We start from the raw sequence: 22,775 nt of genomic DNA, 5'->3' as shown, positions 1-22,775 counted from the left end.
TCGCCCTCATTTTAAACCCCAGCGTCGCAGGAGTTCCTTTTCAGCTCATTCCGCGAACTGCCGCGTGGAGCTCGCCGCGTTCATGTTCAAGCTGGCTGTCGTGCAGCCAGCCGATCCCAGCAAGCCTCCAAACCCCTCGGAAGCACATGCTTCATGATTCTTTGACTTGGCGTACGCTCGAATTCGTCGACGACCTGGATGTAGCGAGGGTTCTGATAGGATGCGAGACGTTCGGAGAGCCAGCGAGATAGTTGCTCCGGGTCGATCGACTTTCCTTTCTTGGCCTTCACAAAGAGCTTGATATCCTGTTCGCCGACGTCCGCGGCAACGCCAATGATGGCGCAATCCTCCACGGCTGGATAAGCGGCCGCGACGTGCTCAACCTCCCAAGCTGACACGTTCTCGCCCTTGCACCGGACGCTGTCGGTCATGCGTCCATGGAACCAGAGATTTCCTTCAGCATCTAGAATGCCGGAATCGCCGGTGTGCAGGGCACCGTTCACAAGAGCCTTGTCGGTTGCTTCTTGATTGTCCAGATACCCTTTGAAAAGAGCCCCTTCCAATGAGGAGCGAACAACAATCTCACCCCTGCTGCCACGGCTAACGGGAATGCCGCTTTCGTCTACGATATCGACCGTGTACCAGGGCATCGGCTTTCCAACTGAACCGATGACGCCTTCGGTATTGCAGGTGGTAATGCTCGAGGCTTCGGTCATGCCGTAGCATTCTCGGATTTCCACGCCGAAGCGGTCCCTGAATTTCGGCCAAACATCTTTGGGGCAGCCGCCGCCCCAAGCGATACGGACGGAATGTTGACGGTCGAGATCGTTTTCCGGCTGCTTGAGCAGAATTTGCAAAATGCCGCCCAGATAGTGAATGTGCGTCGCGCAAGCGCTTCGCACCTGACTCCAGAACGTGCTCGCGCTGAAGCGATCGACCATCGCCAATGTGACATCTTCAATGATCGGCAAAGTGATCAATTGAGCTCCACCGATGTGGAAGAACGGCTCCCAGACGAAAAATACATCTCCTGGCTTCATCGCGGTCAGGATGCGAGCGGCCTCCCCGGCAAGCCGCAACATACCATGCGTGACGAGAACGCCCTTCGGTCGTCCGGTGGTGCCGGACGTATACATGATTGCGAATAGATCATCGGCCTCGATCCGAGCGTCAGCGAAATCTAACTCCTTCCGCAGAAGGGTCTCGAGTGAACATTCATCACGCGGCTCGCCAATCGTGATCACCGCATTAGATGGAATCCCGGCGCGGCAATCTACAATGGTCGGAAGAAACTCCCGATCGCAGACGACCAGTCTCGGCTTGCTGTGGTCGAGGATGTAGCGGAGCCCCTCGCCTTTCTGCTGAGCATTAACCGGAACCCAGACGGCGCCTGCGCGGGCGATCCCGAAAAGCACAGCGAGGGATAGGTGCGAATTCCGCATCATCACCGCGACACGATCACCGGGCTGCAGACCCCTGAGACGTAGCTCGGCTGCAAATGTCGCTGACTGCTTCTTCAACGTGCCGAAAGTGATCGCCTCGCCGTTAAACTGAGCAAAGATTCGGTCCGGTTTCTGGTCAGCTTTTTTGACGAAGTCTGCAACAAAGCCTTTGAGGGAGTCGACCATGGAATGTCACGCCTTCCTGGCTGCGCGTTCGGCCAGGAAGCTCTCCATCATTCGAGATGTTTCGCCCGACGCGTAAGCCTCTCGATGAATCCTCACCGCGGCGTCGATGCACTCGCGAAACCTGACTTCGGTCATCTCACTAAGCCACTGCTTGTCCAAGCGCATCGCGAGACGCGGCTTTGCTGCGAGCTCGCGCGCAAGGGAGAGAGAAGCTTCAAGCACAGTCTCCGCTGGAACGATCTTGTTGATGATTCCGATCGAGTGACACTCCGCCGCATCCATCATTCGGCCGGTCAGCGTCAGATCTGTGGTGCGAGCCACCCCCAAGATTTCCCGCATAATCCAAGGTCCCGTGACGCTCGCGATCCCAGAATTGATCTCGGGCTGCCCCATCCGGACACCCGCGTGGCCAATCCGGAAGTCGCAGAGGAGCGCAACTTGAAATGCGGAGCCGGCGGCAACACCGTTCAAGGCAGCGATGAGCGGCTTGGGAAGCGAGCGAATAACACCGTACAGGCGGTCCCACTCCTCAATCCACTTGGATCCGCTGTCGCCGTCGAACGTCTTCGCTTCGTTGAAATCCTGCCCGGCGCAGAATGCTCGGTCACCCGCTCCAGTCAGAACAATCGCGCCAATTGCCTTGTCGCTCTCGAACTCCAGCAAGGCATCAACGAGTTGGCTGCGCATTGGAGCGTGCCAGGCATTGAGGATTTCCGGTCGGTTCAGGGTGATGACACCAACCTCATCTTGTCTGTCGACGAGAATGTAGCGATCCACGGCTCCGCCTCCGTATTGGAATGCAATATACAATATCGGATATTGTGACGCAAGGTTGCAATCAAGTCAACCAATTCTTTTCCGCGGTTTGCCATTCTGCTTTCGTATTATATATCAATATCGTATATTGATCTTTCGATGTCACACGTGATCGACTAGCCACGGAGTGGTCGCCGGTCATTTCGACTGGCAGCGGGCGCTTCACAGCCTCCGAATTCAATGCACGAACAGCCGAACTGATCTGTCGAAGAGGAGACAACTATTTTCGAAGCTAAACGCAGCCATCCGTGCCGCCACGCGGACTACGAAAGCATTTGAGACGAGCTGTCATCGTAGTCCGTCAGTGCGAGCGCGCAGGCGGCGGGTACCTCTGAATGTAGCGATGATCCTGTCGTTGTAATTCGCTGTAGAGTTTCAATCGTGCCTGTGGAATTTCGAGATTTACGCTGGGCAATCGCCGCGTCCCAGCACCGAAGCCTCCGCCAAGCGGCAGAGACGCTCAGGGTCAAGCAGTCGACTCTTAGTCGCTGCCTGCGCAATCTCGAATACAAGGTCGGCAGCACGCTCTTCGAGCGCACCAACGGCGGCACGCGACCAACCATCCAAGGTCTGGAATTCCTCGATGCCGCCCGGCGCATCGTGGGTGAAACGGAAGCCATAACGGCGCGCCTCAAGACCCACTCGCGTGGCGAGAGCGGCCGATTGATCATCGGCATCCATGCTTCTCTTTCGGCCGGCAATCTCCGAGCCACCCTGCTCGACCACCGGCACCGCTTCCCAGATGTCGATCCACATCTGGTCGACGGAACGAGAGACCAACTGATTTCCGATCTCGTCAATTCCGCCATTGATATCGCCTTCGTGGCCGAGCCCAACCCGAGGTGGACCGACAAGACATTGTTGGTCTGGAACGAACGCGTCGTCGTCGCCCTTCCCGAACACCATCCGCTGACAGCCCGCAACGTGGTTCATTGGGGCGAACTGCGGCAGGAAACGCTATTGTTGTCACAACACGGCCCGGGACCGGAATTTCACAAGCTGCTCGTCAGCAAAATGGGAGCTTCGGATCCTTGTCCGGTGCTCCGCCATGACGTAGCGCTCGACCGGCTTCTCACCCTGGTCGGCGCCGGCTGGGGCATCCTGCTGGCCTTGGAAGGTGCGACCGGCGCGACTTATCCGGGTGTCACCTTCCGCGAGGTGCATAATGCCGAGGGGCCGACGCGACTGAGCTTTCGCGCTTACTGGCGGCAGGCCAACGGCAATCCATCGCTGCGTCCGTTTCTCGACCTGCTTCGCGAGCGTTATCCGGACCTTTCGGCTGCGCCAGGTACGCACTGAGCAGCATTTCGCCAGGCCTTCGCAAAGGCGCGGTCGGTTGCCATGAAGCGCTCGATCATCGGCGCGATCAGTTTCGCAGACGCGCCCAATGGTTGTCGACCTTGTCGTCCTCGAGCCCGGACAACCGTCTCCGGCGTCCCCGTCCTCGCATTCTCGCCAACTAACATCGTGACCGTGTGCGTTGGGGACATTGATTGCGTGCTCGTACAGGAATTGCATCGCGATGCACGATCTTGAACCACCACCGCGGCGGGATATTCGTCCACGCGGGTAGGCGATCATCGGACTATCAAGCGGCTACCCTCGCGTCGGCTCGCTCTCCTGAATATCCTCCGGGATCTCCTGCCGCAGCTTCGGCCCTTGATTCAGCCGTCGCCCAAGTGCCGCGACGAAGTTGTCGTAGCGAACTCCTGCCTGCGCCCGCGCCGCCTTTGCAGCGGGTTCAGGCAGCGGCGGTGTCGTCGTGAGCCAGAACCGGACGAACAACGCCAATGTCTCGACGGAGATTCCCATGTCACGCTCGAGCCGTGCGATGCGACGATCGACTTGATCGAGCCGCTTGATGATAGCGGCCTCCCGCCGCTCATCGGCGTCCGGCGACAGGAAGGACGCGATCGCGGCTTCGGCGATGAGCGACATCGGCTGCTCGCGCCGGGCGGCATAGGCCGAGAGCGTCTTCATGACCTCCTGATCGAGGTAGACCGACATCTGGGCTTTCTTCTTCGGTGCGGTCATGCAGCCTCACAATCCGAGATCGTCGCCGGGATCGAGTGATGCCTGGCGCGCGACACCCTGCATCATGTCGGTCATGCGCCTGATCCGCGGGGCATCTTCGTCGAACTCGTCGGCAAGGTCAGACGCGAACTCGTTGTCGAGCGGTTCCTTCTTCTCTACGGCGTCACGCCCCAGTTCCGGGTGCCGCCGACGGTCGGCGGTCTTCGGATCCTCCACGTCGGTCTGGTCGTCGGCCGAGGCCGGCGGAGCCGCTGGGCGCGGCGGGAGTGGCCGTAAGCTCCAATCGTCCGGCCGTGTGTCGTTGGGCTTGGTCAGCGCCGGCGGTGCCAGGATGCGCTCCTGGAAACGAGTGTCCTCGTAATAGCGCGCCTTCCTCGCGCGGATCGGATGCAGGCCGGACATCATGACGATCTCGTCCGAGGGCGGAAGCTGCATCATCTCGCCAGGCGTCAACAGCGGCCGGGCGGTCTCCGACCGTGATACCATGAGATGTCCGAGCCAAGGTGCCAGCCGGCTGCCGGCATAGTTCTTCATCGCCTTCATCTCAGTTGCCATCCCCAACGCATCAGACACCCGCTTCGCCGTCCGTTCGTCATTGGTCGCGAAGCTGACCCGGACGTGACAGTTGTCGAGGATCGAGTTGTTTGGCCCGTAGGCCTTCTCGATCTGGTTCAGCGACTGGGCGATCAGGAAGCTCTTGATGGCGTAGCCGGCCATGAAGGCGAGCGCGGACTCAAAGAAGTCGAGCCGGCCGAGCGCCGGGAATTCGTCGAGCATCAGGAGGAGCCGGCGCCGCCCAGCCTTGGCATGAAGATCTTCGGTCAAGCGGCGGCCGATCTGGTTGAGGATCAGCCGGATCAGCGGCTTGGTGCGGTTGATGTCCGATGGCGGCACCACGAGGTAAAGGGTGGTCGCGCGGTCTGCGCCGACGATATCGGTGATCCGCCAGTCACAGCGCCGCGTCACCTCCGCGACAACGGGATCTCGGTACAGGCCCAGGAACGACATGGCGGTGCTGAGGACACCGGAGCGTTCGTTGCCGGACTTATTCAGTAGTTCGCGTGCGGCGGAGGCGACGACGGGATGGACTCCGGCTTCGCCCAGATGCGCCGTCCGCATCATCGCGGCGAGCGTCGATTCGATCGGCCGCTTGGGATCGGACAGGAAGGCCGCGACGCCGGCGAGCGTCTTGTCCTCCTCAGCGTAAAGGACGTGGAGGATCGCGCCGACCAGAAGTGCGTGGCTGGTCTTCTCCCAATGGTTCCGCTTCTCGAGGCTGCCCTCGGGATCGACCAGGATGTCGGCGATGTTCTGGACGTCGCGCACCTCCCACTCGCCGTGCCGGACTTCCAGCAACGGGTTATAGGCTGACGACCTCGCGTTGGTCGGATCGAACAGAAGGACGCGGCCATGCTGGGCCCGGAACCCGGCCGTCAGCTGCCAGTTCTCGCCCTTGATGTCATGGACGATCACAGATCCCGGCCAGGTCAGCAGCGACGGAATGACGAGCCCGACGCCCTTGCCGCTCCGGGTCGGAGCGAAGCACAGGACATGCTCCGGTCCATCATGGCGGAGATAGCCGCGCTCGAACCGGCCGAGAACCACGCCGTCGGGCCCGAGCAGGCCGGCCTGTGCGATCTCCTTTGCCTCTGCCCACCGCGCTGAGCCATAGGTCTCGGCATTCTTTGCTTCACGGGCGCGCCAGACCGACATACCGATCGCAACAGTCGCCGCGATGATTCCGCCGGATGCCGCGATATAGGCGCCCTCGATGAAGACGTCCGGCGCATAGGCATCGTACGCATACCACCACCATAAGAAGGCGGGCGGAAGGTAGAACGGAAAATGGAACAACTCGAACCACGGTTGCCCGAGTTGAGGCTGGAAGCCGAGCCGCCAGGCCGTCCATTCCGTCGCAGTCCAGAACGTCAGCAGGACGATCGCCAACACAGTGATGACTTGTCCCCAGAGAATCTTAGTCGCGGACATCGCAGCCGCCCTTTCTTGAAGTCGCCGGTGATCGGGGGCATTGGTCACAGGCCGAGCCCCCGGCTGCGCCCAAAGCCCCAGTCGACGCCACCGTCGGCGCGGGCGACGCCGGAGACACGTCGGCCGAGCTGCTTTTCGAGTGAGGGCGTCCAGGGCACGAGCTGGAAGCCGAGACCATCGTCGATCATCGCGAAGCGGCCGGAGGCGAGCGCGAAGCGCTGTCGATAGGTGCCAGCGACATATTCGCCAGCGGCGGACGGATTGAATGGCTGGCCAGTCTCCGCCGCGAGCCGCTCGCCAAGAGCCTCTAACTCCCGGCGACGCAGCGTGCCGATCAGGTTCTTCGCGAACACCACTCCACGCGCCTGGCGCTCGGCAAGACCCTGCTCGACGAGCTGCTCGGCGCGCCGTTCCATGGCTTGCCGAACCTCGGCGCCGAAGCCGGCCTGGCCAAGTGCCGCCGGATCGCGCGCGACCGCCTGCCGGTCGAGCCACGTCGCACCGCTTGCCGTCACCTGCGCTTCGATCGACAGATCCGAGCGAACGGCGAGCGTCACGCGACGCTGCCCGCGCGCGTCGTCGAATTTGCGGAGTTCGACGATCGATCCTGCTGCACTGTCGCCGGCGGCCTCGAGATCGGGGAGCCTGATGTGGTGGGTGCGGCCGTCGACGCCGTCGATCACGGCATAGGCGCTTCCCTTGAGTTCGTCGTCGAGACCGCGATCGACGAGGCGTCCGATGACGGGGACGTCGAGGCTTTCGCCTGCCAGCACGTAGCTTGCGGTCCCCCGCTCGATGCCGCGTTCGGTGAGACTGCGGTGGATGCGCTTGATGATGTCACCGCGCTCGCCGAGCTCGCGCAACGTCGTCTCTGCGGCCTCATCCACCATCCATTGGCCGGGCCCGACTTGATGGGCGAGGCCAAGGCTCTCCAAACGCCGCAACCGGCCGACCTTCAACGCATGGAATTGATCGAGCTGCTGCGCCGGATCGGGCGCAAGGTCGATGACGCCGTGCCGTCCTGCGTCGCGGACGAGCTGGCGATCGAGCTGCGTCCAGCGTTCGGCTCCGACCTGGTGCTCGAGCGAGCGGCGAATGTCGAGATCGGAGCGCAGTCCAAGCTCCTGTGTGACCAGGTCCTGCGCGCGGGCGCGCATTCCTTCCTTGATGTAGCCGCGGGACATCACGAGGTCTTGGCCATCCTCGGCGACGCCGCGCACGAGGATGTGGACGTGCGGGTGCTGAGTATTCCAGTGATCGACGGCCACCCAGTCGAGCTTGGTACCGAGATCCACCTCCATTTGCCTGACCAACTCGCGGGCGAAACCCTTGAGGTCAGCCAGATCGGCCGCGTCCTCCGGCGAGACGATGAAGCGGAAATGATGCCGATCATTCTGACAGCGCTCGGCAAAGGCCTTGGGATCGGCATCCTCTCGCTCCGGGCCGAACAGATGGGCCTTCTCCCCGTCCCGGGTGACGCCCTCGCGCCGGAGATAGCCGAGGTGCGCGGCGAGCGGCGCCGAACGCGCCTTATGACGGACGACGCGGGTCTTGATCGTCACCAGACGCGAACGGCCGGTAAGCAACCGGTTTGCCCGTTCACTGGCGACCCGGCCGCGGCCGAAGCGGGAATGACGATGGTTGACGAGGCGGCCAGTTCGCGAAATTCCGCCGCCAGCGCGCTGAGCGGCGGCGAGCGCCTGAGCGATGAAGGGTTTTGCTCGTTGACTCCGCGACGAGCGGATGCGGCCGGGCCGAGGCTGAAATTCCTTCTCCTCAGCCACGGTCAGCCTCGGCAATGTGCGAAATGCAGAATCCATGCAATGAGTTAATGGCGGCGCGCACATTGCGTGCCGATGGCACACATTGCCGGATCAGCAAAAAAGGAAAGCAGCAACAACCGACCGACCGAGCCGCACATTGCGGCCTTTTATCTCGCCCTCGTTCGGTCGTTGCCTCCTCGTCCCCCTCCCCTGCTCGTTCGTTCTCGCAGTAATGCGCTGAGACCCGCCTGAGCGCGAATTCGCAACTGCTGGCCGCGACAAGCGGCCATCGCGCGACCAATGACCAGATGTCTGTTGCGTGGCTGCTCGCCGACGTGCATCGATCTGGGTTTTCATACTGATGACGCGGTGCAGTCATTGCGATCGTCCCGTTGCCTGGAGCGCGACAAACAGGCCTTGCGACTGCGGCGCAATGGCCGAGAGATCGTGCACGGGAACGGCAGCCGGCATGTCGTGCGCCGGCCGATCGGGCGTAGCTCGCGCGGCAGACCACGGCCCGTCAGCGCGGTCGAAAAAGAGCGGCGCCCGCTTCCAGGATGAACGAGAAGAGGCCGCGACGAGGAGAGGCCCGGGCAGCCTCTCCGCGTCGACAAAAGGGACGATTGCAGCGACATAGGCAACGGTCTCCGCGGGCAGCGGACGATGTCTGTCGCGAAAATCCTCGTAGCGGCGGGGACCTGCATTGTAGGCCGCGAGAAAGCCAGGCGAGCCGTAGCGGTCGTGCAGCTGGCGAAGGAAGGCGGCGCCGGCGAGGATGTTGTCATGCGGATCGAAGGGATCGGGTCCAAGACCATAGCGAGCGCGCATGTCTGCCCAGGTCCTGGGCATGAGTTGCATCAGACCCAGCGCGCCTTTGGGTGACACCGCGCTCCGGTCGCCGTGGCTCTCGATCCGCATGACGGCGCGAATCCAAGATTCCGGAATGCCAAAGCGCCGCGCGGCTTCCGCCACGAGCGTGGCGTAGTGATCGCTCGCCGGTTGGCGTTGCGTTGGTGCTACCTGTGCGCACGCAGCCGGCGTTGGTGCGCCGACAGCCAGCAGGCCGCCGAGCAGCAGAATGGCTGCAGCGGGACCTGCCCTGTCTGGGCCATCACGCGAAGAAAGCGTCACGCTCGCGTCCGTCAAGGGGGCGCGCAGTGCGCCGGCCTGCGGCCGCCCTCGACCGCCGCTGTGCGCGACGGCCGACTGACGTTTGAGCGGGACGAAGGGATGAGCCGGCTTTTCCGCGAACAAAGAGATGGAGCCTTGATGCGCCTTGTCGGCGGCACGCGTGACGGGATCCTGCATGCGATCAGACCCGTTCGGCACGCTGAGGCTGACGATTCCAGTTCAGCGTCCACGCCGATTTGTCATCGCTCGACTGGAAGAGATTGGCGCGGATCGGCCGCGGCAGCGTGGGATCGTCGATGACGAGCGAAACATAGTCGCCGGCCTTTTCGCCGGTGCGCTTCCAGCCCGCGCCGATCTCTGGGCCTTCGTCATCGCCGAGGCGAATGCGGTAGTCGGGCGCGTTCTCGGCATCTGACAATTCGGCCGGAACGAGGGTGAGACTCCGCTCGAAGAAAAGCGTTTTAATGCGTCCATTGAAGCCGGACTTCTCGCGGGTGAACTGACCGATTTGCGCCATGGGAAACCTCCTTGGTTGGCGGGTTGGGAAGCGGGTCAATCGGTGGCGGCGCGCCAGACGAAGCGGCCGTCGCCGGCCTCGTCGGTCCAAAGCGGGACCGCGCGCGCGACGATCGAGGTGGCAGGGAGCGAGCCGAAATAACGGCCGTCCACGCTGTCCGGGACGGTCGGGTTCATGAGGAAAAACTCGCCCGGTTGAAGCGTGATGCAACCGCCCCAACGGGGCAGCAAACGGCCGAGATAATCGCGGTCGTGCGCGGCGCCGACATCGACAGCATCGACAGTGATGGCATCGCCGGACCGGCATACCGTCTGCCCGGGCAACGCGAGCACATGTTTCAGCAGCGGCACACCTTTCGGAAGAAAGCCGCCATCGGCGAGGAAGCTCGCAATCGGCTCTGGTGGACGCACCACAACCAGTTCCAAGCCGCGCAGCCGTCCTACCGGATGCAGCGCGTAGAGTCCTATCGGAGTGCTTGCGGTTGCGTTCCAAATCAGCCGCGGCGCCGGACGAAACAACGCCAAGCCGCTGGCGGCGCACACCGCCATGCACGTCATCACGATGGTGCCAAAGCGGGTCATGGCGTGACGCTCCGGCGCTTGAGCCAGGCGACATGCTGCTCGCGCGTGTAGGCGCGCGGCGCGTGTCCGGCGGCGAGGCGGTTGTGGAGATGCCGCCAATATTCGGGCGCGGCGTCGGCTGGATCGATGGCGAGCGCCTCGATCGCATCGACCGCCTGCAACACACGCTCGACCTTCGGCCAGCTATCGACGCGCAGCAGGATCTCGCCGCCGGGCCGCACGAAGGGCAGCGTCTGATAGCGCTGGCCGCCCTCCACGGTGCGCACGATGTCCATGCGCGACACCACGGTGCCATAGTCGTTCGACGCCCAGCGGACGAAGCCGAAGATACTGCCGGGAGCAAAACTTGAAATGCTGCGGCGGCGGTCGAGGATCTTCTCTTCAGTGCGACGGCCGAAGCGCAGCCAGTGCTCGATCCTCTTCTCGATCCAGGTCAGCTCGACATGAGTGAGCGCAACGCCGCGCCGATGCGAGGGCGATACGGTACGTGGCGGCAAGGCATCATTGTCGTTCATGGCGGCTCTCTCCGGTGCCGGTGGGGAATTCTCGGGCCAGCAATTCGCGCAGCATGTCCGCGACGGTGACGCCGCGATCGAACGCTGCGACCTTGATACGGCCGCGCTGCGCCGGCGTGACGTCGATTGTCAGCCGCGCGGTGAACGCCGCTGCGTCATCCATGCGGCGCGGCGAGGCCTCGCCGGCCTTGATCCAGTGCTCGGGATCGCCAGGTCGCGACGCGAAGCTGCGCTTGGTCGAACGCTCGCTCATGGCCTGAACCTTGCGACTTCGGCGGCGAGCGCGGCGATCTCGCGGGCGGCTGCACTCTGCTCGGCGAGCTCGAAGACGAGCCGGCCTGACCGCGCTGCGTCAGCGAAGACGGCGCGCTGACCGATGGTGCTGGCGAGCATCGGCGGATCTTGATCGGCGAGCGCCTCAGACGTCTCGCGGGCGATGAGCGAGCGCGCGCCGCAACAGTTGAGCACGAAACGAGCGGCGAGTTGCGGACGATGGATTCGGGCTTCACGCAGCAGAGACAGCATCTCAGCCGACGCCCAGCCGTCGAGCGGCGACGGTTGCACGGGGATCAGCACGAGGTCGGCCGCCAGCAGCGCCGAACGTGTCAATCCTGCGACGCGCGGCGGTCCGTCAATGACGACATGATCGGCAGTGCGCGCGATCTCCCGCGCCTCGCGATGGAGCGAGCCGCGCGTGAGGCCAACGACGCCGAACAACCGTGAGACGTTCTCCTGCGCCCGCTGCTGCGACCAATCCAAGGCCGAGCCCTGCGGGTCTGCGTCGATCAGGATCACACGCTTCCCGCGCAACGCCCATTTACCGGCGAGATGGAGGGCGAGCGTCGTCCTGCCGACACCGCCCTTCTGATTTAGCAGAGCGACAATCATCGCTTGTCTCCCGCCGTGCGGCCGAGAAGCGGCAGAGATTGTCGACGACGACTTGGGTGCTTGGTTGACGACGACTCGGCGCTCGAGCCAGCGTTATCCGCAAGGCGCGCTCGCCCACTACGACAGTTAGATTCTAGGTTAGACTCTAAGTTAGATTCTAATGCGTGCGTGCGAAGTCCCGATGGGGTTGCGTACGAAGTCCCGATATCGTTTGCGTGCGAAGTCCCGAACGCTTCCACAGCGCCGTCCACAGGGGCGGTGGACAACTTTGCCGGCAGAATGCGCAGCAACTCCCGGCGGCCCTCGCGTTCGATGTGCAAGCTGTAGCCGGGGAGTGGCTGGTGTGCGGCAATCAGCCGGATCTGCAGCGCGAAGTCGGAGACTCGCACCAGGCTGCCGGACTTCTTGTGGAGGTGTGCGACCTCGAACAGCCATCCTCTCGGCTGGCGACCGGCATGCTTGCGAGCGACGCGGTAGAGCCAGCGTTCAATCCCGCCGGTCAGCCGGAAGTACGCCGGATCGATCGTAAGAACGAGGGAGCGATCGATGACGCCGCGATAGAACCAGTCGGGAAGGACAAATTCCATGCCTTCAATGCGGCCGTCGCGCCTCGCACATTCCTCCCACTCGTTGATCCAGGAGAATTGGTGGCGCCGCCAATGCTCGCCGTGCCGGATGCTGGTGCGAATGACGGTCGCCTGCAGGCGTGCCAGTGCTCCCTTCAAGAGCTTGTAATCCCGCGCCCCCGTCTGTCGGCCGACTGCGATCAGAAGCTGGTAGGGCGTGAAGCGCAGGAATCGCGAGGTCTTCAGACCGAGGTTCTCAGCTTCGACAATCTGGCTCGCCGCCCAAATCAGCACGTCGGCATCCCAAATGGTCGCCATACCGTGCTCTGGAACCGCATAGACTTCTACGGATACATCGCCGGCCTGGTAAAGGATGGGCCGCGTGCGTTTGGCCTTGGCGAGCGAGAAGAATGGCCGCTCCATCAGGTCGCGCTGATCGCGCGGGCTGGCATCGCCGGTGGCGACAACGAACGGGTCGAGCTTGCTTCGCTCGCTGGGCGTGATGAGGCGGCGCGACGACATGGGCGAGCGTTGCCTTAGCGATGCGCTTGGCCGGCGGCGCGGGCCTCGACGTAGCGTGGATCCGACGTCGAGCTGCAGGCGGCTTGATCCGCCCAGGCCTCGAGATCGCCAATGGCGTAGACAACGCGGCCACCGAGCTTGCGGAAGGTCGGGCCGTTGCCATGGCAGCGGTATTTCTCCAGCGTGCGCGGCGAGAGGCCGAGGAGGCGCGCGGCCTCAGGGGTGCGCACGTAGCGTGTGGTGAGCTGCGCGGTCCGGTCGAGCATGAGTGATCTCCGTCTTGCCTTGAAGCGCCGCGGCCAAGTCGCGGCATGTCAGGGCCAGGGTGGCGGAGAGTTCAGGCGTTGGGGGTGGACGAAAATTTTTGCAGGTGCATGTCCCCCCGGTCGCAACCAGGCGAACCGAGGCCTTAGCAGCGCGTCGCAGGTTAACGTCATCACGGTGGGTGGGTTGGAGGATCGACGAGCCAGAGGCCGCGCAGGAGCCTCAGATAGCCTCGCTCGACCAAGGCGATCGAATCGTGGATGAGACGGTTGGCCTTGCGGCGGGCGTGCGAATCCTTCCACTCGACCGAACGACGCTGAGCGTGGTCGGAGGCGAGCACCTTCGCTGCCACGTCTCGCGGGCCGCCGCCCAGGTCGTGAACGTCGAAGGCGTGAAGGAGCTGAATCAATCGCCGTTTCTGAAAGGACGTCAGCCGCAGGGCCGCCGGTAGAAGACCGATACGCTGGCCGCCAAGGCGACGGATCAAGTGCAATGCGACGTCGAGCCGCAGCTCGGCCATGCCGTCGATCGGCAGAAGCACAGCGGGACGTCGCGCGGCCTGCTCGTCTTGGAGGCGGATATGGAGTTCGCCCGATCCGTCGGCGATCACCAGCTCACGCCCGTTGGCATCCGTCCGCTCGACGGGCGGCTGCCCGAAGGCACTGCGATCGATCGATTGGATGATATCGAAGCCAGACGGTGCCGGCTCCAGGATCAGTGTTCCCGGTGACACCTCGGGCAGCCATAGGGTCGGTTCGAGCCCAACCGGAGAGGCTGGGTCATGGGCGAAATCGCAACCCCCAACGACGTGCGAGACCGGAACGGGCATTCTCGGGATCAACGCCGTCGCGTGCGATCTGGCGCTGGATGCGGGCGAAGTCGCGGCGGTAGTCAGCATTGCGGCGCAGGAACTCAAGGGCGAAGCCCGGGCGCTCGAGGCGATTCAAGCGTTCAATCGTCTCCGGCGAGCGCCAATACTGTGTGGGCATGGTGTTTCCTCTCGTTTTTTCTGGCCTCCCGAAGGAGGGCAGACCACGATCCGGAAAGACGGCGCGTCAAGCTAGTCCCAGAAGTTGCATCACGCCAGTTCGCAATTTGCGATACGGGAAAGCCCACTCACTGCATCCGCGGTTCCAACAGATGCCGATATCCGGCTTCGGTCATCCATCGGGCGCGCGCGAGATGGCTGTCATGGACGGTTTTGGCGCGAGCGGGTTCTCGGGAAGGGTCGAGACCGAAGATCACCTGGACGACCTCACGCCAGTCGGCGCCCTCTTCCTCGGCCATCAATAGCTGAACATAGATCGCGAGATGTTGCTCGTCATAGGCGTTCACACGATCGGTCAGTGGCGGTTGGTCCCGGAATGGCGTTTTGTTCATTGCGATCGTCCTCCTCAAGATCGAGGCAACGCTAGAGATTAATTTGCCGCAGAATCCGCAAGCGGCGAAATAATCTCGCCTTTGCGGCGTGATACGCAGACCGCATCACGGTGCTCCCCTGAGAGGGCAAACAGGTCTTGGGCAGCGCCTATGAACAGCATGGGCATCGCATGAATCGGATGGAACGAGAGTTCCTATTGAGTTCCCTTGTCGTCATGGATCTCAAGGAGGTCATGGCGATCAATCTGTGTCGGATACGTCATGCGAAGGAGATGACGCAGGAAGAATTGGCCGATCGCGCCGGACTAAGCGTCCGTTACGTCGGCGCAATCGAAGGCCGACGTGTCGGCCAGCGTGACGGTGCTGGGCCGGATCGCGAAGGCGTTGGACGTCGAAGCAACCGACCTGATTAAACGAACGACGTTCATTCTTGTCGCGGTCGATGACAGGTATATCTGTGCTGGGCCGTAGAACTGGTGCGTTGAGAATCACCTAAGCGTTTTAGATGGTCGACTATACCGCAATTGACTATCGCCAGCACGAGCCGCTCGCAAAACAGATTCGCTGTCATTCTTAGACTCGTTCACGGGCTGCCTTCTTCGCAAATTACTATTTTTTTCAGAATCTTCTTGCAGCATTTCTGCAAACTCGCCGCAATGGATGCTCCAATAGTGAACCTTCCACGTCGCGTTCGCCGAATTGCTGCATCTGGCAGGTTGCCGGCGGTGTCGAACGGCTCGATTGAGCCCACGACGGACCTCGGATGCTAACGACGCGCGGAAACGAGAAGCATCATCGGCCGCTCCAACCCTTCCGCTAACTCAGACGTTTGTGCGATCTGCTCGTCAGACGGGGCAAACTCTTCGACGGCAAAGATCTGGAGGCCTGAGCGGATCAATGTGTCGAGCGTTGTACCGATGGTATGGTGATGCTTGATCACGTAATTCGCAAACCAATCGGTCTGGCGCTCGCCTTCAATCGCGTAGCGATTGACGGGCCAAGTCTTGTGCCCGTCCTCGTCCGCGATCCAGTGCGGATGGACCGCCGCCATGAAGATGGGATGCTCGATAGTGAATACGAGTTCCCTGCCAGGCGCGAGCGCCTGATGGACCATGCGGACGAGACGACTGAAATCGCTGATATAGTGGAAAGTGAGTGCACTGTAGGCGAGGTCAAAGGCAGCCGGTGGCAACTCCACTTTCTCCAAGACTACAGTCCGGTATTCGATTTGTGGATCGTTGGTATCCGCCGTTGCTCGGCTGATCGTATTTTCCGAGAGGTCCAGACCAAGCACCGAGGTTGCGCCTTGCTTGCGCATCCAGCGCGATACCCAACCAAAGCCGCACCCCAGATCGATGACGCGCTTGCCGGCAACCGTTGGCAATATCGCACGTATGGAAGGCCATTCGGGCGCACCGTCAAGGCCGCGAAGCTGTCTCGGAAGCGGGCTGTAACCGGCGAAGAAGTCCAGATTGTCGTAAATATTCTGTGCCGTGATGTTCTCAATCTTGGAGGATGGGAACGAGCACGTCCATTAATATCTTGTCGCACTATGCGCGCCCGGGCGCTCGGCCAGATCGAACGGGATCCCACGGTGCTCGACCGGCTCGTCGGAATCTGTCCCATATGGGATGACCTTGTCGATAGCGTGTTGGAGGCCAATGAAAGACGGCCAATCAAAACCGGAACAGGCTCGCCGCCGCTGATCGGAATCTGTTCCTCCCGTCCACCTGCACCGTCGCCACCGCCGGAAGGTCTGCGCGGCCAGCTCTTGAGCATGGCGATGCCCCGCCCGGACCAGCCGGGCGAGGCATTATGGGTCAGTCGCCATTGCGACGGCTGGGACGGGACCAGATCAGGCTGAAGCTCTCACCGTCCTCGTCCTTGAAGAGGTTGGCGAAGATCGGAGCGGTGAAGCTCGGATCGTCGAGCTTGAGACTGAGATAGTCGCGGCCTTCGATGGAGCGCTTGGACCAGCCGGCCCCGATCTCAACTCGGCCGGCATAGACCCGGTGGCTGGGTGCGTTGTCGGTCGAGCGGTTGGTTTCGGGGACGATCCGGACGTTCCTGGCCTGGAGCGAGAGAGTGACGATTTCGCCAGTGAATTCCTCGTTCGAACCGGTCTTCTTGAAGGTGCCGATGGTCGCCATTGTCGTTCTCCTTGATCTCTGTTTCCGAGCCCGCACCATTGCGGCCTCGATGGTGATCGACAGGCCGAAGGCGATCGACGGCGCACCCCGAAGGGGCTCGACAGCAAAGGAGGAACTTTCTTGGCTCGCGCGAGGAATGACGGCGCAGCCGGCAGGGGAAGAAAGTTGTGACGCCGCTGTTGCGCCATAGGCGGTCGAGGCTTCAGCCGGCCTTCGGCCAGATCAATCCATCGAAGAGGCCGTTGTGTGCGCTCGGTCTGACAGAGCTGACATCAAGGAGAACGTGGCGACTTGCGAGTCCCGTAGAGAGTCCGGCCAACGAATTCAATGGTGAATGGCTTTCTGTCCTGGCAACGGACGGATCTCAGCTTCCGCAACCAGACCTCGGCAGCACGCCCGTTCACGAGAGTCACTGGCCGTATCTGGAGCCGCCGCCGTTTGGTTGATACCGCTACAACGACCGCCACGAACCTGGCCTCTCTGCGATGATCGGTCGAGCCTCGACGCGTAGGCCGCTCCTTTCCAGCTTCGACGATGAGGATCGCGACCGCTCTGGATACCTGATCCAATCCCCCTCTCGATGTCACCTATCAGCCGCCCGCTAAGCCCTGCCCAGCAGGTCCGGGGGTCGAGCCCATGGGGCGAGAACGAGCGCAAGCTGGCCGACGCCAAAGGTTGCACCGCCCGCCACGAGGCCCACTGCGATTCTGCCAAGCGCCGGGGCCGGCGTGGAAGGCCCAGGTGCCGATTGTCAGGCTGACGAAAGGGGGCAGTGCAAAGACGGCAAGAAGAAGCCGATGCCGACGGTGACGAGCAGTGTCCGAAGATGATCATGGCGGGGGCTCCAGCGGTGAGCAGCCCAAGTGTCATCGGCCGAAATATTGCAGCCACCGAGCGAGGCGATACTGGCGGCGCGCGCGTCGTTCGGCTACCGTCTTGCGCACATCCTGAGCGGTCCGCATCGCGGGCCTCTACGGAAATCTGAAAGAGCCGGCGGTGCGTACCCCGCACCGGTGGCGTATTTCGATGGCAGGACACGACATTAGATCGCCAAAATTCGGCAGTCCAGTCAGCTCAACCGAAAGCTGTAAGGAGGCACATGCAAAAGCCCCCACTCGACCCCGATGTCGCGGATTTGGCTCCGACAGACTCGATGCTAACGCCGTACGACCACGAACATCTCATCACCTATCTGCGTTTGCTGGACGCGGACGCCGAAGGAGCGGACTGGGAGGAGGTTGCACAAATTGTGCTGCACATCGATCCAGAGCGCGAGCCTCACCGTGCGCGGCGTGCCTACACAAGCCATTTCAACCGGGCAAAATGGATGACCGAGCACGGCCACGGACACCTCTTGCGAGGTGAGATTCCAAGCTTGAACTGACCGAGGCTACATGATGCTTCGGCGTGTGTTGGAGCAGGCAACAAATCGCTCAAAGTCTCGCGGAGGAGAAACAGATGAGCGACAATACCGATCTCGAAAACCGAGTCGTCGAAGCGATACGACACTATCGCGAGGCCCTCACACAGGTGGAAAACCTGGAACGAGAGGACGCTTCCGCGCATCGAACGCTAACGAGTACGCTGCTTTGATTTGGGGCGCGCCATGCAAGACGAGGCAGCGCCGTCTCTCAAGGATAGCCTGCTTGAGATTGGCTCGGCAGCGGTGTCGCGGTCGGACAAAGCGTGGGCGGCCCTGAGCGAGGCGACGGCGAGATTGGAGTCCGCCCGCCTGACTTTGTTCGCCCTGGCGCAGCAACTGGGATATATTCCAGAAGTCTCGATGGGGTCAGCAGATCCAGCCTAGCACCTAGCCGCAGTGATCGCGACTCTTTGAACACGTTGGTATCTGCGTGGCCCAATTTGGGGCGGGCCTTTCGTTTTGGACATCCATTTGATTCGAGCGCATGCGGCATTGCGCTGTCGTTGCCATGCGCCAATTTGGTGACGAGGCGGTTGGGGTCGTCGATCCTGCGGTCCAGGCACTAGCCGCGCAAGATTCCGATCTCGATTTCAACCATGTCGAGCCAACTGACGTGCTTGGGGGTGTAGCGGAACTCACTGGCGCCGCAAGATACGGCGAGCTTCGGCGCGCGCCAAGGCGCCAGCCGAGTGGATCGACAGATTATCCTGCACGCCGCGGATGCGCATGCATCTCGCTTCCGGAACTAAGCTTCGGCTGCACGCCCCGTTCACGCAGTCGTCGTCCGTGTCTGTGAGACGTCGTTGTCTGGTCGATACCGCCTCAACGATCGGCACGAACTCCGGCCAGTCTGCGACGATGGGCCGAGCCTCGACGCCAAGGCTGCGCTCACTCCAAATTCGATGATGAGGACCGCGGGCATTCCGGATGCATGGTTAAGTTCCGCCCCGTCGATATGATGATGTCAGCCTCTCGCCAAGCCCTGTCCGGCTGATCCGGGCATTGCCATTCCAATGAAGCGGACGAACGCCGTGATGCTGACGGCAATGGCGCCGAAGACCGCCAAGATGGTCTGCCAGATCGGTGAAGACATCGCCATCTGAGCGATTCCATGCGTGGCGCTATAACCGGCAACGGTTGCGGGCGCGACATAGATGAGGATGATCAGGAGCCGAAGCCAGACCCATGGCACGAGAGCGAGCGCAAGCTGGCCGACGCCAAAGGTTGCACCGCCCGCCACGAGGCCCATTGCGATTCCCCCGAGCACACCGGCGCCGGTGTGGAAGGCCCAGGCGCCGATTGTCAGGCCGACGAAGAGAGGCAGTGCAAAAACAGCAAGCATGAACAGCAGCCAGCAGAAGAAGCCGATGCCGACGGTGACGAGCAGTGGTCCGAAGATGATCATGGCGGTGGGCTCCGTGAGATAAAGGTCTGACGGTTGCGCCTTCCACCACCACCACGGCGCGAGCGAGAGTATAGCCGTAGACAGGCGGCAGCGGGAGCGTAAATCTCGCTGGCCTTCCGCAGTTGCCTAGCTATGCACCCCTTCATGTTTGGAAGGGGTCGAATTCGTGAGCGATGGCGGCGGGATCGCCGTCATATTCGGTGGCGGGCATGGCACCGTATCCACCCGTGCCGGCGCGGAAGATGACGACGCAGGCCATGAGAGTTCGAGCGAGATTCCAGCCATTGGCGAATGCGAGGGACTGAGACATGGATGCGACTCCTGTGCTGTGGCGGGACCATCCCCGCGCGACAGGCGCCCGATGTGTCCGGCCAGGGGCCGCAATCACCGCGTAGACGAAGACGAAGCGGCGGCACGCTTCAGCGTAAGCCGACCCCTCACGGGTTGATGGCGTCAGGCCCATGGTCGGACCAAGGATCAGCGCCATGGAAGCGGAGTGGCGTCCGCCGGCAGGAGCCGCGTGTCGTAGCCCGCTGTCGATTGCGGCCGAAACCTCGCTATCCTCACGGTTTGCCGACCGATCGGCTAAGCCGCATTTACGAGCCGACATGATGGCTGAGGCGGGCGCCACGACGGAGTTTAGGGGACGCGAACTTCATCCTGTGAAGAAGGCGTTAGCCATTGCGGTGCTGGCTATTGAGCGGTCTGATCTGAGCGACATGAAGGTGCTGCTCGACGGCCTAATCGAGAACGATACCGAGTTGGCGCACTCTGCCCACGCGGCGCGGATTGCTGTGAGGGGTGAACCGGAAAGGCGGCTTTGCGGAAAGCCGACGATCCGCTCTTCCGGTTTCACGTCATTACGGACTCAAGTAAAGGCGGCACTCACGCGCCGCCAAACGTCCACACGGGGATGCCGAGCTTCTTCGCCTTGTCGGCGAGGTTGTCCTGGATGCCGGTGCCGGGGAAGTGCATCACCCCGATCGGCAGCACGTCGAGCATCGCATCGTTGCGCTTGAAGGGCGCGGCCTTGTTGTGCTTCGTCCAGTCGGGTTTGAAGGCGATCTGCGGCACCCTGCGATTGTCGGCCCATTTGGCGGCGATCAGCTCGGCGCCTTTGGGGCTGCCGCCGTGCAGCAGCACCATGTTCGGATGCTTAGCGTGGACCTGATCGAGCTTGGCCCAGATCAGCCGATGATCGTTGAAGTCGAGCCCGCCGGTGAGCGCCACTTTCGGTCCCGCCGGCACGAGCACCTGGTTGTCGACGCGCTTCTTCGCGGCCAGGAAATCGCGGCTATCGATCATCGCTGCGGTCAGATTGCGATGGTTGACCTTCGACCCGTTGCGCGGCCGCCAGGCGGAGTGGGTGTGGCCTTCGAATTGGTCGGCGGCCTGGTCGCGCATCAGCTCGAAGGCGTTGCGTCGCTCGATCAGCGTTTGGCCCTCCGCCGTCAGGCGCTCCAGCTCAACGGATTTGACCTCGCTGCCGTCCTGCTCCCGCTGCGACCGCTGCTGCGCCAGCTCATTGTCGTCGAGCTCGCGCTCGATTCGGTCGATGGCGCGGTGGAAGACGTTCACCGTCGACCAGAGCAGGTCCTCGAGGTCGGGTTCGAGGCGGGTGTCCGACAGCGCGACGACAAGGGCGTCGAAGATATCGGCGATGCTGCCGACAAGGATCTTTGCTTCGGGAAGCGGCCGGGGATCGGGCTCGTCGTGGAAGGGCCGGTATCCATAGAGTTGGAGTTCCTGGAGGACTCCGTCGATCCGCGATGAGTTGCTATGCAGCTCGAAATCGTCGTCGTGGTCGGTGGTCATTGCGGCTTTCCCTGGTCGGATCGGCCGCGCCTATCGCAGCCTTCATGGCGACGAAAGGCGGCGGGCGGAACGGACTTGCACCCGCAGCGAAGCGAAGGGCCGAAGCGGAGCGGAGGACCAAAGGGGGCCGACTATTTTGCCTCGCGATGTAAAGGCGGCCCTGCCGCCGACGGAAAATAGTCGGCCGACAAGGTTGCCGGTCCGTTTCGTTTGCCGCCCGATCGCCCTCTAGAAGGCTGTAGGTGCGGCCCTCTCCGGTGCTGAGGGCAAGCAGGACGACCGGCCTCGTAGCGACGACGGGCCATGCCGCCGTCAGCCCTGTTCCGGCTACGCTGCGAGCTCCATGAAGCGGGCAACATCCTGCGCCGCGATCTGCGCCCGGCTCGCGGCCCGAAGCGCATCGATCCCGAGCAGCCGGAGATCCTCATTGAAGTCGCCGAGCCGTGGCGAGATCACGATCGCCTCGATCCCGGCTTCCTGCGTCCGGTCGATCAACGTTGCCATCGCGCCGTCACCCGCGGGATCATCGTCGCGGGCGATGTAGAGCCGGCGCAGTGTGTCCGGGAACAGGATGGCGGAGAGATGCGCCGCCGAGAGGGCTGCGACCATCGGCATGGCCGGCAGAACACAGCGAAGCGACAGCATCGTCTCGATGCCTTCGCCGGCCGCCATCACCTCGCCGGCCCCCCCAAACCGGACTGCGTGCCTCAGAAGGTTGCCCATCGCCCGCCGTGGTGTGTCGATCGGCGCCCTGCCGAGGCTAACCTCGCTGAAACCGTTCGGATCAAGCCAGGTGCGATGCGCGCCGGTCAGACGGTCCGAGAGATCGGTGACCGCGGCGATCATCGCTGGCCAAGTCTCGGTTGGGCTATGGTCGTCAGGTCGATAGTAGCAACGCGGATGAAAGCGCAGGCTTCCGATGCCGTGCAAGGCCGTAATGCCGCGGTTACGGAGATACGCTTCTACGAGTGTGCGTTCGATCGGCTGCGACATGGCGAAGAGCCGACGGGCTGCCTCCGGCGATCCGGATGGTGCGCCGGGCTTTCGCGATCGAGTGCGATCGGTCTCAGGCCCGGGATGCGGCAAGCTGAGGAAGGAGCGCGCCTCGTCGGCGACGTCCTTGAACTCGATAAGGCCGCAGCTCTCGCGGATCACATCGAGCAAATCACCATGTTCGCCCGTGCAGCCATCGGTCCATTTTCCGGCGGGTCCCTTCACCGACTCTTTGAGCCGCACGAACATCGAGCGGCCAGGCGTGTTGCGGGCGTCCCCCACGCGCCAATAGCTGCCTTCCCGTCGCCCGGCAAAGAGGTAGCGGCGGCACACGGCCTCAGCCTGCCGAGCAAGGCGTTGTGCGAGATCGTGCGAGCTATTCGCCATGATCGTCC

26 protein-coding genes and 1 pseudogene are annotated in these 22,775 nt (G+C 62.6%); 4 read left to right on the top strand and 23 right to left on the bottom strand.

Annotated elements, in window-relative coordinates:
- Positions 1-86 precede the first annotated feature (86 nt).
- Positions 87-1,628, bottom strand: coding sequence for an AMP-binding protein (locus NLM33_RS40295; protein ID WP_254103975.1), 1,542 nt, complete (start codon positions 1,626-1,628; stop codon positions 87-89).
- Positions 1,629-1,634: 6 nt separating this feature from the next.
- Positions 1,635-2,405, bottom strand: coding sequence for an enoyl-CoA hydratase/isomerase family protein (locus NLM33_RS40290; protein ID WP_254103974.1), 771 nt, complete (start codon positions 2,403-2,405; stop codon positions 1,635-1,637).
- A 420-nt stretch (positions 2,406-2,825) separates the two neighbouring features.
- Between NLM33_RS40290 and NLM33_RS40285 the strand changes: the two genes are divergently transcribed.
- A complete protein-coding gene (locus NLM33_RS40285; RefSeq protein WP_254103973.1) occupies positions 2,826-3,743 on the top strand; it encodes a LysR family transcriptional regulator in 918 nt (305 codons plus the stop codon).
- Here NLM33_RS40285 and NLM33_RS49950 read toward each other — a convergent pair.
- The 15 genes from NLM33_RS49950 to NLM33_RS40210 all read right to left on the bottom strand — a co-directional run bounded on the left by NLM33_RS49950 (position 3,707) and on the right by NLM33_RS40210 (position 14,594).
- Positions 3,707-3,910, bottom strand: coding sequence for a DUF2274 domain-containing protein (locus NLM33_RS49950; protein ID WP_371930167.1), 204 nt, complete (start codon positions 3,908-3,910; stop codon positions 3,707-3,709). The two genes, NLM33_RS40285 and NLM33_RS49950, sit on opposite strands and share 37 nt — an antisense overlap.
- 130 nt (positions 3,911-4,040) lie before the next feature.
- Positions 4,041-4,478 (bottom strand): CopG family transcriptional regulator, encoded by a 438-nt coding sequence (locus tag NLM33_RS40275; protein ID WP_254103972.1) that lies wholly within the window; start codon positions 4,476-4,478, stop codon positions 4,041-4,043.
- A 6-nt stretch (positions 4,479-4,484) separates the two neighbouring features.
- Positions 4,485-6,467, bottom strand: coding sequence for a conjugal transfer protein TraG (locus tag NLM33_RS40270; protein WP_254103971.1), 1,983 nt, complete (start codon positions 6,465-6,467; stop codon positions 4,485-4,487).
- Positions 6,468-6,511: 44 nt separating this feature from the next.
- The gene (locus tag NLM33_RS40265; protein WP_371930050.1) at positions 6,512-8,287 is read right to left on the bottom strand and encodes a relaxase/mobilization nuclease domain-containing protein; all 1,776 of its coding nucleotides are present in this window, start codon (positions 8,285-8,287) and stop codon (positions 6,512-6,514) included.
- Positions 8,288-8,605: 318 nt separating this feature from the next.
- Positions 8,606-9,538 carry a lytic transglycosylase domain-containing protein gene (locus NLM33_RS40260; protein ID WP_254103969.1) on the bottom strand — a complete coding sequence of 311 codons (933 nt, stop codon included), beginning with the start codon at positions 9,536-9,538 and terminating at the stop codon, positions 8,606-8,608.
- Between the two features lie 4 nt (positions 9,539-9,542).
- A complete protein-coding gene (locus tag NLM33_RS40255; RefSeq protein WP_254103968.1) occupies positions 9,543-9,878 on the bottom strand; it encodes a DUF736 domain-containing protein in 336 nt (111 codons plus the stop codon).
- A gap of 35 nt (positions 9,879-9,913) precedes the next feature.
- Complete coding sequence (locus NLM33_RS40250; RefSeq protein WP_254103967.1) at positions 9,914-10,459, bottom strand: S26 family signal peptidase; 546 nt, start codon at positions 10,457-10,459, stop codon at positions 9,914-9,916.
- Positions 10,456-10,974: a DUF2840 domain-containing protein gene (locus NLM33_RS40245; RefSeq protein ID WP_254103966.1), complete on the bottom strand. Its 519-nt coding sequence runs from the start codon at positions 10,972-10,974 to the stop codon at positions 10,456-10,458. Before NLM33_RS40245 ends, NLM33_RS40250 begins: the two co-directional genes overlap by 4 nt.
- Entirely contained in the window at positions 10,961-11,227 is a 267-nt protein-coding gene (locus NLM33_RS40240; protein WP_254103965.1) for a hypothetical protein, read from the bottom strand. The genes NLM33_RS40245 and NLM33_RS40240 overlap by 14 nt, the downstream gene beginning before the upstream one ends.
- The gene (parA, locus tag NLM33_RS40235) at positions 11,224-11,862 is read right to left on the bottom strand and encodes a ParA family partition ATPase (RefSeq protein ID WP_254103964.1); all 639 of its coding nucleotides are present in this window, start codon (positions 11,860-11,862) and stop codon (positions 11,224-11,226) included. Before parA ends, NLM33_RS40240 begins: the two co-directional genes overlap by 4 nt.
- On the bottom strand, positions 11,859-12,950 hold the full coding sequence (locus NLM33_RS40230; protein ID WP_254103963.1) for a replication initiator protein A: 1,092 nt from the start codon (positions 12,948-12,950) through the stop codon (positions 11,859-11,861). Before NLM33_RS40230 ends, parA begins: the two co-directional genes overlap by 4 nt.
- A 14-nt stretch (positions 12,951-12,964) precedes the next feature.
- Positions 12,965-13,216, bottom strand: a complete 252-nt coding sequence (locus tag NLM33_RS40225; protein WP_254103962.1) for an AlpA family transcriptional regulator — start codon at positions 13,214-13,216, stop codon at positions 12,965-12,967.
- A 170-nt stretch (positions 13,217-13,386) separates the two neighbouring features.
- Positions 13,387-14,043, bottom strand: a complete 657-nt coding sequence (locus tag NLM33_RS40220) for a DUF2285 domain-containing protein (RefSeq protein ID WP_371930049.1) — start codon at positions 14,041-14,043, stop codon at positions 13,387-13,389.
- Positions 13,994-14,203: a transcriptional regulator domain-containing protein gene (locus NLM33_RS40215; protein ID WP_254103960.1), complete on the bottom strand. Its 210-nt coding sequence runs from the start codon at positions 14,201-14,203 to the stop codon at positions 13,994-13,996. The genes NLM33_RS40220 and NLM33_RS40215 overlap by 50 nt, the downstream gene beginning before the upstream one ends.
- 127 nt (positions 14,204-14,330) lie before the next feature.
- Positions 14,331-14,594: a DNA -binding domain-containing protein gene (locus NLM33_RS40210; protein WP_254103959.1), complete on the bottom strand. Its 264-nt coding sequence runs from the start codon at positions 14,592-14,594 to the stop codon at positions 14,331-14,333.
- Positions 14,595-14,809: 215 nt separating this feature from the next.
- On the opposite strand from NLM33_RS40210, the pseudogene NLM33_RS40205 reads away from it, so the two are divergent.
- Positions 14,810-15,040: pseudogene (locus NLM33_RS40205) on the top strand (helix-turn-helix domain-containing protein).
- Between the two features lie 320 nt (positions 15,041-15,360).
- On the opposite strand, the gene NLM33_RS40200 reads toward NLM33_RS40205, so the two are convergent.
- Both NLM33_RS40200 and NLM33_RS40195 read right to left on the bottom strand, forming a co-directional pair.
- A complete protein-coding gene (locus NLM33_RS40200) occupies positions 15,361-16,092 on the bottom strand; it encodes a bifunctional 2-polyprenyl-6-hydroxyphenol methylase/3-demethylubiquinol 3-O-methyltransferase UbiG (protein WP_254106120.1) in 732 nt (243 codons plus the stop codon).
- A gap of 322 nt (positions 16,093-16,414) precedes the next feature.
- Entirely contained in the window at positions 16,415-16,744 is a 330-nt protein-coding gene (locus NLM33_RS40195; RefSeq protein WP_254103958.1) for a DUF736 domain-containing protein, read from the bottom strand.
- A 1,099-nt stretch (positions 16,745-17,843) separates the two neighbouring features.
- On the opposite strand from NLM33_RS40195, the gene NLM33_RS40185 reads away from it, so the two are divergent.
- Positions 17,844-18,128, top strand: a complete 285-nt coding sequence (locus NLM33_RS40185; protein ID WP_254103957.1) for a DNA -binding domain-containing protein — start codon at positions 17,844-17,846, stop codon at positions 18,126-18,128.
- A gap of 74 nt (positions 18,129-18,202) precedes the next feature.
- The gene (locus NLM33_RS49410; RefSeq protein ID WP_256570586.1) at positions 18,203-18,337 is read left to right on the top strand and encodes a hypothetical protein; all 135 of its coding nucleotides are present in this window, start codon (positions 18,203-18,205) and stop codon (positions 18,335-18,337) included.
- A 794-nt stretch (positions 18,338-19,131) separates the two neighbouring features.
- Here NLM33_RS49410 and NLM33_RS40175 read toward each other — a convergent pair.
- From NLM33_RS40175 to NLM33_RS40160, 4 genes are all read right to left on the bottom strand, one after another.
- Complete coding sequence (locus tag NLM33_RS40175; RefSeq protein ID WP_254103956.1) at positions 19,132-19,572, bottom strand: hypothetical protein; 441 nt, start codon at positions 19,570-19,572, stop codon at positions 19,132-19,134.
- A 142-nt stretch (positions 19,573-19,714) separates the two neighbouring features.
- Positions 19,715-19,882 (bottom strand): hypothetical protein, encoded by a 168-nt coding sequence (locus NLM33_RS40170; RefSeq protein ID WP_254103955.1) that lies wholly within the window; start codon positions 19,880-19,882, stop codon positions 19,715-19,717.
- Between the two features lie 575 nt (positions 19,883-20,457).
- Positions 20,458-21,387, bottom strand: coding sequence for a DUF2493 domain-containing protein (locus NLM33_RS40165; protein ID WP_254103954.1), 930 nt, complete (start codon positions 21,385-21,387; stop codon positions 20,458-20,460).
- Between the two features lie 327 nt (positions 21,388-21,714).
- Positions 21,715-22,767, bottom strand: coding sequence for a toprim domain-containing protein (locus tag NLM33_RS40160; protein ID WP_371930048.1), 1,053 nt, complete (start codon positions 22,765-22,767; stop codon positions 21,715-21,717).
- Positions 22,768-22,775 lie beyond the last annotated feature (8 nt).

The sequence above is a fragment of the Bradyrhizobium sp. CCGUVB1N3 genome (genome assembly GCF_024199925.1).
In the GTDB taxonomy this organism is placed as follows: Bacteria; Pseudomonadota; Alphaproteobacteria; order Rhizobiales; family Xanthobacteraceae; genus Bradyrhizobium.
The sequence above is the reverse complement of the archived record's forward strand: the minus strand, read 5'-3'. Positions and strand labels throughout refer to the sequence as shown.